The organism is Nocardia sp. CA-135953 (genome assembly GCF_050955735.1).
Classification (GTDB): domain Bacteria; phylum Actinomycetota; class Actinomycetes; order Mycobacteriales; family Mycobacteriaceae; genus Nocardia.
Genome location: NZ_CP192082.1, coordinates 6,625,568 through 6,637,951, shown reverse-complemented (window position 1 = coordinate 6,637,951; position 12,384 = coordinate 6,625,568). Strand labels below are relative to the sequence as shown.

Sequence of the window (12,384 nt, the reverse complement as noted above, 5' to 3'; positions counted from 1 at the left end):
CCAGTATCGCCGATCAGCTGAGCAGATCGAGGACGACCGCGCCGAGGCAGACCGCGATGACCATCGTCAGCGCGATCGCGTCATTGCGTCCTGGGGCGCTCGGGTGTGCGGTGAGCTGGCCGGTGCCGCCGCGCGCGGTGATGGCCTCGCCCAGTTCGGTTGCCCGGCGGCTGGATACCGCCATCGCGGCGGTGAGGATATCGACGAGCGGATTATCGGCGGCGCGGGTGAGCAGGCCATCCTTCGGGCGCAGTCGGCGGGCCGCACGCAGCACCCGGATCTCGTCCATCAGCAGCGGCAATCCGCGCAATGTCAGCGCGATGACCACGGCCCATTCGTCCACGGGCACGCGGAATCGGCGCAGTGGGGAGCCGAGTTTGGCCAGCGCGGGGGCGATATCGCCCATCGGGGTGGTCCAGGCGATCAGGAACGAGGAGGCCAGCAGGATCAGGCCGAAGACAGTGACATTGGTGTAGCGCAGCACGGCGTCGCGGCCGACCGGCACATTGAGCAGGGCGCCGATGCCGATCGCCGCCCAGAACCACCACGGCAGGCGCGGCAGCGTGCTCAGCGGCAGTCGGGCCACCAATCCGATCGCGATCAGGAAGACGACCATCAAGCCGAGTACCGGCCAGGACGGCAGGAACATCAGCACCACACTGATCAGGAACGCCCCGATGATCTTGGTTCCGGCCCAGAGGCTGTGCACCGGACTGGAAACCGGCACTTCGCGGAACAGCACCGTACTCATTACCGACCTCCGTTCCCGAGTCGCCAGGCCGGATCGCCCGGGTGCGCCCCCGGCATTGTCGTGCGGGAATCCAGCTGGTGCGCGGGCACATTCGCGGTATCGCGGATCGGATCGGTCTCCAGAATGCGTCCGGCCTCGAGGTGCACGGCCCGGTCGCAGACCGCGGCCATATCGTGCACGTCATGGGAGATGACGATCAGGGTGAGCCCGGAATCACGCAGGCGGGCAAGCAGTTCCACGATTTCGGCGCGACCGTGCGGGTCCAGTCCGGCCAGCGGCTCGTCGAGCACGACGACCGGCGCGTGGCTGGCCACAATGGCCGCGAGCACCACGCGTTTGGCTTGGCCGCCGCTGAGTTCTTCGATGGAGCGTGCGGCCAGTGCGCGATCCAGACCGACCGCATCCAGTGCGCGTCCGACCGCACCGGATCCGGTGGCCCGGCCGCCCCAGTCCGCGATTTCGTCGCCGACCGTCTGCTTCTGCAGCTGCAGCCGGGAGTGCTGGAAGGCCAATTCCACCCGGCCGATCTGCTTCGCGATCGGCTTACCGCCCAATTCGCAACGGCCGGAACTTGGTTCGATCAATCCAGCCATGATCCAGGCCAGCGTGGATTTGCCGGAGCCATTGCCGCCCACCACGAGTAAGGCCTCGCCGCGCCGTACCGTCAGGTCGACGCCGTGCAAAGCCGGTGCGGCCCACGGTGTTCCGCGGTTGTAGGTGTGGCGAACCTCGCTCAGCCGCAGGATTGTTTCGCCCATCGGCCGACGCCGGATCTCGCCGGCCGGTCGCGGCCAGGCGGGCAGCCGCTCCACGGTCCGGCCGCCGGCCAGATGCACCACCCGGTCGGCTGCGGCGGCATCGGCCTCGTGATGGGTTACCAACACCACGGCCATCGGATGGCGTTTGGGCAGTTCGGCCAGGAGCGCAACGAGATCGCGGCGACCTTCTGGATCGATCATCGAGGTGGCCTCGTCGGCAATGAGCAGCGCGGGGCGGCGGGCCAATGCGGCGGCCACCGCCAGCCGCTGCTGCTGACCGCCCGAAAGCGTTGCGGTCTCGCGATCGCCCATACCGTCCAGACCGACCTCGCGCAGCAGGCCAGCGATATCGACCGCGGCGGCGAGCTCGGTGGACAGACCCCACACCACATCGTCGGCGACGAGCACACCGAGCGTTTGACTCTCCGGCCGCTGCAGCACCAGCGCGGTACCACCCAGATGGCCGAGGCCTGCGGCGCCCGGCCGGTCCACGCCGCCGGTGGTCGGCGGATGTCCGGCCAGCAGCCGGGTCAGCGTCGATTTGCCCGATCCGTTGTGGCCGACAATGGCCACGAATTCGCCGATATCGACCGTGAGATCGATCCCGGACAGCGCATCCACCGGCGCGCCGGGATAGCGGAAGCCGACCTCGCGCAGTCGCACCGGGAGCGGCGCGATCGGCCGGTCGTCGGGTGGTGCGTCGAGCCGGTCCCGACTGGGCAGCCAGGACAGCCGATCGAGTACCGAGCCGAGTACGAACCAGGAAAACACCGCCGTCGCGATGAAGCCCGCCAGCACACCACCGCCGACCAGCACCCACCACCAGCGGATCGCCGCGTCCGCGGCGTCGGCGACTCCACGTCCGAGGGGTTCCAGCTGGGGCTGCCGCGCCGCCGTCCGCTCCAGGCCCTCCGCGGTGCTGCGGATGGTGTTGAACAGTAGATTCCGTGACCGAGAAAGCACGACCAGCGTTCCGACGGCGAACGCCGCGAAGCCGAGACCGGCGATTACCGACAATCCGAGCACCGCGGGCAAACCGCCGCGTCGACGTTTGACGATGCCGATAATGCCCGCGACAGTGGCCGAGCTGAGAATGCCGAATGCCGGCACGATGCCCGCCGCGACGAAGCAGACCAGCACGGCCGAACCCGTCGCGGTGATCAGGGCGCGCAGCCGATAGCGGTGCGCGATCATGGCCAGCGGCACCGCGGCGACCAGCTGCAGCGCCGCGGCGAACGGAATCAGCGCACCGACGGTGACCAGGCCGACGGTGGCACCGCCGAGTACCGCCCCCGCCGCCAATTCGATCGGGCGCAGCGGGCCGCGCTCGGTGGGGCGGGCTGGCAGATCACTCACGGGTCAAGTCTGCCAGGATCGGTGTGGACAGTTCGTGTGGTCTTTCTGTGGAGTGCCTGAGGCTGTGTCGATTTGCTCGCTAGGCGACCCGGGTCAGCTCGTAATCGGCGGCCTTCAACTTGCGGACGCGACGGCGGTAGGCGAGCTGTGGACCCGGCCAGTTGTTCGTGATCCGGCCCGAAGCGGTGCGATACCAGCTGGAGCAGAAGTTCCACGGTGTGCGGGCGAGGCGCTGCTGAACCGCGGCATCGAATCGCGCCTCCGCCTCGGGACGCACCTCGAGTACGTGGCCGGGACGGTCGGCGAGCAGTTGGACGGCCTGGCGGATATAGCGGGCCTGCGATTCGATCATGTAGATGATCGAGCCGACGCCCAGATTGGTATTCGGTCCATACACGAGGAACAGATTCGGGAAGTCGGGCACGGTAATTCCGCAGTAGGCGTGCGCGCCGCCCTGCCAGGCGTCGGAGAGCTTGCGGCCCGCGCGGCCGTAGATATTCATGGGCCAGAGGAATTCGGTGCCCTTGAACCCGGTGCCGTAGACGATAACTTCCGCCTCATGCACCTTGCCGTCGGCGGTGCGCACGCCGTTCGGCACGATTTCGGTGATGGCGGTGGTCTCGACCTGCACGTTCGGTTCGAGCAGAGCCGGGTAGTAGTCGTTGGAGAACAGGCCGCGCTTACAGCCGATCGGATAGTCGGGGGTGAGTTTGGCACGCAGTTCAGGATTCGGGACCTGCATTTCCAGATGTTTCGACGCGATTTTCGCGACCATTCGCACGATCCACGGGAATTCGACCAGGCCGAGCGCGATGAATTCGGCGACGGCCCACCAGCCGAAGCGTTCGACGAGCAGGGCGCCGGGCAGCCGCGCGAAGAGTTTGTGCTGGACCGGGGTGTAGTCGGTATCGAATTTGGGCAGCACCCACGCGGCCGTGCGCTGGAAAAGGGTGAGGTGTTCGACCCGCGGCTGGATCTCCGGAATGTACTGGATGGCGCTGGCGCCGGTGCCGATGCAGGCGACCCGTTTACCGGCGAGTTCGACGCCGTGATCCCACTCGGCGGAGTGGAAGGCCTGACCGGTGAAGGTGTCGATGCCAGGAATGTTCGGCAGGGCGGGCCGAGATAGTTGGCCGACGGCGGAGATGAGCACATCGGCGGTGCGGGCCGTGCCGTCCCTGGTCCGTACGGTCCAGCGGCCGGAAGCGTCGTCGAATTCGGCGTCGGTCACCTCAGCGCCGAAATGGATCGCCTCCAGTAAGCGGTGCCGCTGGGCGACACCGCGCAGGTAGTCGTGGATCGCGGCCTGTCCGGAATATCGCTGCGGCCAATCCGGCTTGGGCTCGTAGGAGAACGAGTACAGCGGCGACGGCACATCACAGGCCGCGCCGGGGTAGGTGTTCTCCCGCCAGACCCCGCCGATGTCGGTGCCGCGCTCCAGTATGGCGATATCGTCGAAACCGTTGCGCCGCAATTCGATTGCCATCCCGACGCCGCCGAAACCGGCGCCGATGATGATAACCGAGGGCCGTTCGCCAGCTGTCATTTGTGGCACTCCTCACAGCACGGTAGCTGAGTTCCACTCTAAGACCGCAGGTCGCGTATGGGGTGGGCCTATCGAGATTTTCGGCCATAATGTCCGCTGTGGAGCGGGTACAGGATCCGGGCATCCGCGACTGGAACTTTCCGCGCGGCATCGCCAGCGTGGCACTCATGGTCGGTTATGCCGGTGAGCAGGGCGTGCCCGTCGCGCGCATGCTCGCCGGAACCGGGCTGACCGAGGCCATGCTGCACGATCCGGATGCGCAGATCGACGCGCGCACCGAACTCGCCGTCATCCGCAATCTCGTCCGCGAACTCGCCGATACGCCCGCGCTCGGAGTCGAGGTCGGTCGCCGGTATCGGATCACCACCTTCGGCATTTTCGGCTTCGCCTGCGTCAGCAGTCCGACGCTCGGTGAGGCGATCTCGTTCGCGCTGCGCTATCTGGAGCTGAGCTTCACCTTCTGCCTGCCCGTCGCGGAATGGGGGGAGGGCGAATTCATCGCCTGGGTGCACGACGAATCGATTCCGGCCGATGTGCGCCAGTTCCTGGTCGAGCGCGATGTGACCGCCATGCATCAGGTCATGAGCGATCTGATCGGTAAACAGCTGCCGCTGACCAGGGCCGAATTCCGTTTTCCCGAGCCGGCATATGTCGATCGGATCATGGAGGTCACTCATGTGCGGCCGCGTTTCGGACGGCCGCACAACCTGTTCACAATCGATCCGGCAATGCTGGAGCAGCCGCTGCCGCAGGCGAATGAGCACACCTGGGCCATGTGCCTCGCGCAATGCCGTGATCTGGTGGATCGACGCCGAGCCCGCACCGGTATCGCGGCCGAGGTACGCGAACTCCTGGTGCCCGGCGGTGCCGACGGATTCGCCGCGCCGCGCGGAATCGACTCCGTCGCACGCGATCTCAATATGAGCACACGCACCCTGCGCCGCCACCTCGATGCCGCGGGTACCAGCTACCGCGCGCTGCTGGACGAGGTGCGCCGCGCTCTCGCCGAGGAAATGCTCACCGCCACACCGCTTTCGGTGAGCGATGTGGCCATCCGGCTCGGCTACGCCGAATCCTCCACCTTCATCTACGCCTTCAAGCGCTGGACCGGCGCGACCCCGGCCGCCTACCGCCGCGAACGAGTGGTGCGCCGCTGATTCGGCTGCACGCCGATCCGGCCGCCCATCGCAACACTGCGGAAATGCGTTGTGATGCGGCGATTTTCATCGATGATGTGCAGGGCGATGGCCGGATCCGGCGCGTAGTCCATCACGCGATGGGGGAGTTCGAGTTCCCACTCCCCGCCGAGGACAGAGGCGGTGCTCGGGGCGATCAGTAGCGGGCGGCCCGCGAAGGTGGTCGTGGCGGCGGAATGCGCATGTCCGGTGATCACGCCGACGATGCGTTCGTCGTCGGCGACCACCTCGGCCAGCTTCTCGGGCTCGGCCAGCGATATCTCATCGATGACCGGACTGAACAGATGTGCGGGCGGATGGTGCAGCGCAAGGAGAATGGGCGCGTCGGCGGGTGCGGCGGCGAGTACGCCGCGCAGCCAGTCGTAGGTTTCCTCGGTGAGTCGGCCGCCGGATTCGCCGGGGACGCTCGAATCCAACAGGACCACGGTCGAATTGCCGATTCGGTGTGCGTGGTTGATCGGCGCGGTCGACGCGGATTCGCCGAGCAGGATCGTGCGGAAGGCGGCGCGGTCGTCGTGATTACCGGGCAGGGCGTAGACGGGGATATCGGCATCGAGTGCGACGCGCGCCTCGGCATATTGCTCGGGCTTACCCGAATCGGTGATATCGCCGGTCACCAGAATGGCATCGGGCCTGCGTCGCAGCTCGGCGAGATAGGCCATGACCCGCTCGACGCGTTCGGCATTTCGGGTGCCGAGATCGAAATGGGTATCGCTGACCTGAGCCACCAGGATCATCGGCCGTTCGCTTTCTCTGGGGGGATCGCTCCATTGCGTCAGAGGGTGTCGCCATCGTGTGCCGGCACGTTTACAGGCTAGATGACCTGCGGGTTACGCGTCGCCATGAGGCTGACCACCGGTAGAAGGCCGCGGGGTCGGAAGTGGTCGCGCGCACATCGGGGTCAGCTCGACGGGTCGACGACCGATGCCCACAGCGTCTGCAGTGACCGCAGGAACGACTTGCGATCGGCGGCGGAGAGCTGAGAAAGCAGGCGGTTCTCCTGCTCCTGGATATCGCGTTGTGCCTGGTCGCGGATGGTTCGACCGGCCGGGGTCAGCGAAATCAGGCGTGCGCGCCGGTCGGCCGGATCGAGGTCGCGCTGGATGAGGCCGCGCTGCTGGAGTTCGTCGAGTGTGCCGATGATGCGCGTCTTGTCCGCGCGGATCTTCTTGGCCAACGCCGCCTGGGTGTAGACGGGTTCGTCGCCGAGTCCGAGCAGGACCACATAGCCCCACATGGTCAGGCCGTGCCGCTCGAGTATGGGCAGTTCCGCCATGGCGAGGGCGCGGCCGAGCGGCGCGATCATCGCGGCGAGGTCGGGGCGCTTTTCCGGCATGGGTAGAAAATACCGCTTGGCTTATGATAAGCAGCAGCTTACGATATGCATACGCTTATCAATTTGGAAATATCGAGAGGACAGCGATGACCACCGATTCCGACACCGCCTCCGAGTTGCAGACCCTCGAATCACTGGGAACAAGGGTCGATTTGATCGCCCTCGATGCCAAGGCCGTGCGCACCAGCATCGAAGTTGTTTCCCAGCTGACTCCCGCCGATTTGGCCAAGCCGACGCCGTGCGCGGGCTGGACACTGCACGGGTTGCTGGAGCACATGATCACCCAGCACTACGGCTTCGCGGCCGCGTCCCACGGCGAGGGCGACTTGTCGCGGTGGCGGCTGCGTCCGCTGGGCGATGACCCGGTCGCGGACTACCGTGCCGCCGCCGAACACGTACTGGCCTCCTTCGCCGAGGACGGGGTGCTCGACCGGTCCTTCCCGCTGCCGGAGTTCACCCGTGCCTTCGAATTCTCCGGAGCCGAGGCAGTCGGCTTCCACTTCGTCGACTACGTCGTGCACTCCTGGGACGTCGCCCGAACCCTCGGCCGCACAGTGCATTTCGACGACGACCTGCTCGCGGTCGCATTATCGGTAGCCGAGATCGTCCCCGGTGGTCCGGCCCGCCTGGCCCCTGGCTCCGCCTTCGGACCGGTCGTCACCTGGTCCGGTGACTCCGTGCTCGACGAGATCGTCGCCATGCTCGGGCGGTCCCCGAGCTGGCCTGAGCGGAACCCGCTCGATTGATCACCGCGTGCCCGGATCAGCGCGCCGCATATGGAGTTGTTCGGTCATCGCCCGGTGATTCCGTGTGCGGCGTTCGGGTCGGGTGAGGGCTATTCGGTTGGGGGGAACGAGGATTCGGCGGTGCGCAGGAGGTTGTCGGCGTGTTGGAGGAGGGCGGCGGGGTCGGGGGTGGGGTGGAGGGGGTGCCAGAAGTCGGGGGTGGGGGTTGCTTGCAGGGTGAGGGTTGGGGGTGTGCGCCAGGGGGCGGCGAGGGCGAGTTGCCAGGAGTGGAGGTAGGTGCGGTCGTATCGGGCGGACTTGTCGAATAGGGGGTCGCCGACGATGGGGTGTCCGATCCAAGCCAGGTGTACTCGGATCTGGTGGCGGCGGCCGGTGATCAGGCGCACTGCGAGCACGGTGTGGGTGTCCGTGCGCAGGACCGTGATGAACTGGGTTGTCGACGGATAGTTCTTGGTGGCCAAGAGATCCGCGTCATCGACGAACCAGCGACCGGCCTGCTCGCGAATGGATTCGCGGGGCGCGGCGATTCGCACGCGGTTCTTGCGGCCGACACTGAGCGGCAGTTCGATGACGCCGCGATCGGGCAGGCCGGTCGATTCCACGATCGCCAGATACGCCTTCTCGGCCGTCTGCTTGTTGAACTGCCTGGTCAGCTGCCCGTGCGCGCCCAGCTCCTTGGCCAGCAGTACGAGTCCGGAGGTCACCTTGTCGATCCGGTGCACCGGATACAACGTTTCCCCCACCGCTGCCGCCGCCTCGACGATATCGCTGTCGTGCCGCTCCCCGGTCACCGAAATCCCGGCGGGCTTGTTCAGCGCCAGCACCGCCGCGTCCTCCTCGATAACGCAGCTTTTCCGCAACTCGGCCCACTCGAACTCCACCGGACGAGCTTAGGTTGTGCGCCACCGTGCTTGCCTTGCAGCGCAGAGTGTGGAGACCCAGGTTGTGCGCCACCGTGCTCGCCTTGCAGCGCAGAGTGTGGAGACCTAGGTTGTGCGCCACCGCGCTTGCCTTCGCGGCGCAGCATGTGGGGACCGAGGTGGTGAGGTCAGGTGGTGCGTTGCTGGCGTTTTGCCGTTGCGGCGCAGCGTGTGGGACCGAGGTGGTGCGCTGCCGGTGTCTGCCGTTGCGGCGCAGTGTGTGGGGACCGAGGTGGTGAGCTCAGTGTGGTGCGCTGCCGGTGTTTGCCGTTGCGGCGCAGCGTGTGGCGACCCAGGGCGCGAGCCCAGGTTGTGTGCTATCTGTACTTGCCATTACGCCGCAGCGTGTGGGGCCGCAGGCGGTTGAAGCCGCGGACGCGCACGCTGCGCAGATTGCGGATATCGAACTCCGGATTGCCGTCAAGGGCCGCGGCGGCGTCGTCATCGACGAGTACGGTGCCGGGGCGGGCGACGCCGGTGAGTCGGGAGGCGATATTGACCACCGAGCCGTACAGATCGCCGAAGCGTTGCAGCACCGGCCCGTATGCCACGGCGACCCGCAGCTCCGGGGTGCCGCCGACCATCATCGTGCTCTCTTGGATGGCCAGCGCGATGCGGGCCGCATCCGTTGGATACTCGGCCGCGAACATGACCTCGTCGCCGACATTCTTGATCACCCAGCCGCCGTTCTCGGTGATCGCGGCGGTGGTGGTGGATTCGAATGCCTCCAGCAGCATGGAGAGTTCGTCGGGGTGCAGATGTCTGGTGAGCCGGGTGTAGCCGACCATATCGGCGAAGCCGACCGCCAGCTCGCGCACCGACTCGCCCGCCGTGGTGCCCGGATCGAGGGAACGGGCCAGGGCCGCGGCGAGGTGGCGGCGCCACGCGTAGGTATTGAGCTGTTCGAGTGTGGAGATGGCCGTCTCGGTGGCGTCGCGGGCGATTTCGGCCGGATCGGTGCCGGGCGCGGCCGCGGCCATCCGAGCGCTGATTTCGGCGAGCACCACATCGACCTGCCATTCGGCCAGTCGCGCCATGCCCTGGCCGAGGGTGCGTGCGGTCGCGGCCTGCTGACGGGAGTCCGCCGAGGCGAGCACATTGAGCGCGCGGAAATTGCGCACCGCGGCGATATCGGCGTCGGCGTAGTCGACGGCGGCATCGTCGAGACCGGCCGGGAAGCCGAGTGCCATCCACAGCCGCTTGGTCAGGTCGGTGGTCGTCCCGGATTCTTCGGCGACCTGGGTCCGGTTGTAGCGGCGCCGTCCGTCGAGCAGATAGGACTCCACGACCGACTCGACCAGCTCGGATATCTCGGTGGGAACCATGATCGGTACCTTACGGGCCGGGCAGGCGGTCCGGGACTGTGATCGGTCACAATCAGCCCAGGTGCAGCCACTGTCCGATCGACGGCACGCCCTGGTCGTTCACGACGAACACCAGATACCAGCCCGGCGGCGCGAGTGCCGGATTCGACGGCAGCGTGATCGTCACGGAATCCGGTGCGGTGCTGGCGAATTCGAGGTCGATCAGGCGTTGCTCATTATCGGAGGAGTGAGTGCACGCTCCAGGTCGAACGAGATTCACTTCGCGCAGGGCCGCAGTGGTGATCGCGGTAACGGTCGCGCCGTGGGCGACTGTGTCCGTCGCGAGCGTGAGCTGCGGTCGCTCGCCTTGGAAAAGATAAGGTGGCCAATAGGTTTCGATGCGCAATTCCTCGGTCTTGCGCGCCGGATTCGAGCCGGCGGTGATTACCTTGCCGTCGGGGGTGAGCAGTGCGACGGAGTGGTACAGCCGCGGTACCCGGCTGGGCGCGGTGTGCATCCAGGTGCCCATCGCCGGATCGAAGATCTCGGCGTGCGGCGGCGCGTCGGGCGCCATCTCCTCCATGCCGGAACCGCCGGTGGCCAGCACCGTTCGGTCCGGAAGTAGGACCGCGCCGAGATGCATCCTGGCATGATCCATCGGCGGCGCCGCCTGGTATTCCGGCGTGGCAGAGGTCAGATCGACGATCCTGGTATCGGCCAAAGCCGGTGCGGGGCTGTGCATATCGTATCCGCCGCCGCCGAGAATCATGACCCGCTGTTGCTGCGCGGGCGGCAGCAACACGCTCGCCGACTGATTGCGTGAACCCGGATCGGTGAGACCGGGCACCTCGACAGTCGTGCCGGTCTCCGGATCCCAAATCGAGGGCCGCATGCCGTTGTTCGCACCGTACTGGCCACCGGTGTAGAACAACCTGCCGTCGGCGAGTAGCACGAGATGCCCGTACATCGGAATCGGACCTGGAGATGGCAGCTGGGACCAGGTTTCGGTGCCGGCGTCGAATAGTTCCGGAACGACGGATAGGAAGTTGTCGGCACCCAGACCCGACACCGCGACGATATTGCCGCTCGGCAGCGGCGCCAGCGACGGGTACCAGCGGCCGAAAGTCATGTCCGGCTTGGTATTCCAGGTCAGCGTCGCCGGATCGAAGATGAGTGTGTCCTTCAGCCCGTAGAACGGGTCGTAGCGTTCGGTGCCGCCCGCGGCGAGCAGCCTGCCGTCCGGCAGGAACGCGTGTCCGACGCAGAACATATCGATCGGGGTTCCGGGTGCGCTCAGTCCTGGTCGCGGGTAATGCCAGACGCGCGTGCGGAATTCGTGGGCGTCGTGGCGGTCCGGATCGTTACCGGAACCGGCGAAGAACAGCACATCACCGGTGTGCAGTACGGCGGCGTGCACCGGGTTGATCTCGGTACCGAAATCGAGAATGCGCCACAAGCCCATATGTGGTGCGTGCGTCAGATCGGTCTCCAGTTCGAGCACGCGCATATAACCGGCATTGATGCCATCCGGTGCGTCGATGGTGAAGACCACCAGTTCCGCAGGTGTCCCGTCGTGCGGCAGCAAAGCCAGTGCCGCGCCTTGGTTTTCGGCGAAGCCCCACTCGGTCTTGGTCCATACGCTCCAGCCGTCGACCGCGTGCCCGGAACCTTCCAGGCCCCAGCCGATGGTGTACACACCGGCATTCACACCGTCGGGGTTGTCCACCGCGAAGACGATCAATTCCGGCCTGCCGTCGCCGTCCAGATCCGCGGCCGTGATGCCCGCGCCCTGGTTCTCCCAGCCGTACCAGTCGGGCACCGCCACCCACGGCGTCCATTCGCCGACCGCGCCGTCCGCGGTCAGTCCCTTGGCCAACCGGAACTGTCCGCTGTTCTGGCCCGGCGGATTGTCGACCGCCAAAACGACCAGGGTGGGCTGCCCATCGACGGACGTGAGGCAGATATCGGCACCCTGGTTTTCCCAGCCGTACCAATCCGGCACGGTGATCCACGGCGTCCAGCCGCCGGTCACCGTGCCGTCCTCGGCCAGATCGCGCCCGATCCGGTAGCAACCCTGGTTCTGGCCGGGTGGATTGTCCACGACGAACACCACGAGATCGGGTCGGCCGTTGCCGCTCAGATCGCCGATCGCGATGCCCGCGCCCTGGTTCTCCCAGCCGTACCAATCCGGCACCGGCAGCCACGGTCCCCAACTCTTCGTCGAGCCGTCGGGGGCGAGCCCCATGCCCACCCGATATGACGCGGTGTTCTGACCAGCCGGATTGTCCACCATGAGTACGACGACATCCAGGGCGCCGTCTCCATCGATATCCGCGATCGCGATCCCGCAATCCTGGTTCTCCCATGCGAACCAGTCGGGGACCGGAACGAATTGTCCTGCCACGCAATACATCGTCGCCCCGAACGCGCCATCTTGCGCGTCATCGGCCGAAGTTGTCCGATGATATGGG

10 protein-coding genes are annotated in these 12,384 nt (G+C 66.6%); 2 read left to right on the top strand and 8 right to left on the bottom strand.

Annotated features, from left to right (window positions below):
* Positions 1–13 precede the first annotated feature (13 nt).
* The 3 genes from ACQPXH_RS30245 to ACQPXH_RS30235 all read right to left on the bottom strand — a co-directional run bounded on the left by ACQPXH_RS30245 (position 14) and on the right by ACQPXH_RS30235 (position 4,411).
* Positions 14–751 (bottom strand): energy-coupling factor transporter transmembrane component T family protein, encoded by a 738-nt coding sequence (locus tag ACQPXH_RS30245; protein WP_433599843.1) that lies wholly within the window; start codon positions 749–751, stop codon positions 14–16.
* A complete protein-coding gene (locus ACQPXH_RS30240) occupies positions 751–2,865 on the bottom strand; it encodes an ABC transporter ATP-binding protein (RefSeq protein WP_433599842.1) in 2,115 nt (704 codons plus the stop codon). The genes ACQPXH_RS30245 and ACQPXH_RS30240 overlap by 1 nt, the downstream gene beginning before the upstream one ends.
* Positions 2,866–2,944: 79 nt before the next feature.
* A complete protein-coding gene (locus tag ACQPXH_RS30235) occupies positions 2,945–4,411 on the bottom strand; it encodes a flavin-containing monooxygenase (protein WP_433599841.1) in 1,467 nt (488 codons plus the stop codon).
* Positions 4,412–4,509: 98 nt separating this feature from the next.
* Here ACQPXH_RS30235 and ACQPXH_RS30230 point away from each other — a divergent pair, with 98 nt between their 5' ends.
* Positions 4,510–5,568, top strand: a complete 1,059-nt coding sequence (locus tag ACQPXH_RS30230; RefSeq protein ID WP_433599840.1) for an AraC family transcriptional regulator — start codon at positions 4,510–4,512, stop codon at positions 5,566–5,568.
* On the opposite strand, the gene ACQPXH_RS30225 is transcribed toward ACQPXH_RS30230, so the two are convergent.
* On the bottom strand, positions 5,538–6,344 hold the full coding sequence (locus ACQPXH_RS30225; protein WP_433599839.1) for a metallophosphoesterase: 807 nt from the start codon (positions 6,342–6,344) through the stop codon (positions 5,538–5,540). The two genes, ACQPXH_RS30230 and ACQPXH_RS30225, sit on opposite strands and share 31 nt — an antisense overlap.
* A gap of 164 nt (positions 6,345–6,508) precedes the next feature.
* Positions 6,509–6,943: a MarR family winged helix-turn-helix transcriptional regulator gene (locus tag ACQPXH_RS30220; RefSeq protein ID WP_433599838.1), complete on the bottom strand. Its 435-nt coding sequence runs from the start codon at positions 6,941–6,943 to the stop codon at positions 6,509–6,511.
* A gap of 86 nt (positions 6,944–7,029) precedes the next feature.
* Between ACQPXH_RS30220 and ACQPXH_RS30215 the strand changes: the two genes are divergently transcribed.
* Positions 7,030–7,689: a TIGR03086 family metal-binding protein gene (locus tag ACQPXH_RS30215; RefSeq protein ID WP_433599837.1), complete on the top strand. Its 660-nt coding sequence runs from the start codon at positions 7,030–7,032 to the stop codon at positions 7,687–7,689.
* Between the two features lie 89 nt (positions 7,690–7,778).
* Here the strand turns inward: ACQPXH_RS30215 and ACQPXH_RS30210 are convergent, their stop codons facing one another.
* From ACQPXH_RS30210 to ACQPXH_RS30200, 3 genes are all read right to left on the bottom strand, one after another.
* Complete coding sequence (locus ACQPXH_RS30210; protein WP_433599836.1) at positions 7,779–8,570, bottom strand: RluA family pseudouridine synthase; 792 nt, start codon at positions 8,568–8,570, stop codon at positions 7,779–7,781.
* A gap of 356 nt (positions 8,571–8,926) precedes the next feature.
* Complete coding sequence (locus ACQPXH_RS30205; protein WP_433599835.1) at positions 8,927–9,934, bottom strand: adenylate/guanylate cyclase domain-containing protein; 1,008 nt, start codon at positions 9,932–9,934, stop codon at positions 8,927–8,929.
* Between the two features lie 52 nt (positions 9,935–9,986).
* Positions 9,987–12,326 (bottom strand): galactose oxidase-like domain-containing protein, encoded by a 2,340-nt coding sequence (locus tag ACQPXH_RS30200; protein ID WP_433599834.1) that lies wholly within the window; start codon positions 12,324–12,326, stop codon positions 9,987–9,989.
* Positions 12,327–12,384: the final 58 nt, after the last annotated feature.

Coding starts and splice junctions, on each gene's coding strand:
- ACQPXH_RS30245 (WP_433599843.1), bottom strand. CDS start 751: ATGAGTACGGTGCTGTTCCGCGAAGTGCCGGTTTCCAGTCCGGTGCAC.
- ACQPXH_RS30235 (WP_433599841.1), bottom strand. CDS start 4,411: ATGACAGCTGGCGAACGGCCCTCGGTTATCATCATCGGCGCCGGTTTC.
- ACQPXH_RS30205 (WP_433599835.1), bottom strand. CDS start 9,934: ATGGTTCCCACCGAGATATCCGAGCTGGTCGAGTCGGTCGTGGAGTCC.
- ACQPXH_RS30215 (WP_433599837.1), top strand. CDS start 7,030: ATGACCACCGATTCCGACACCGCCTCCGAGTTGCAGACCCTCGAATCA.
- ACQPXH_RS30200 (WP_433599834.1), bottom strand. CDS start 12,326: ATGTATTGCGTGGCAGGACAATTCGTTCCGGTCCCCGACTGGTTCGCA.
- ACQPXH_RS30225 (WP_433599839.1), bottom strand. CDS start 6,344: ATGATCCTGGTGGCTCAGGTCAGCGATACCCATTTCGATCTCGGCACC.
- ACQPXH_RS30220 (WP_433599838.1), bottom strand. CDS start 6,943: ATGCCGGAAAAGCGCCCCGACCTCGCCGCGATGATCGCGCCGCTCGGC.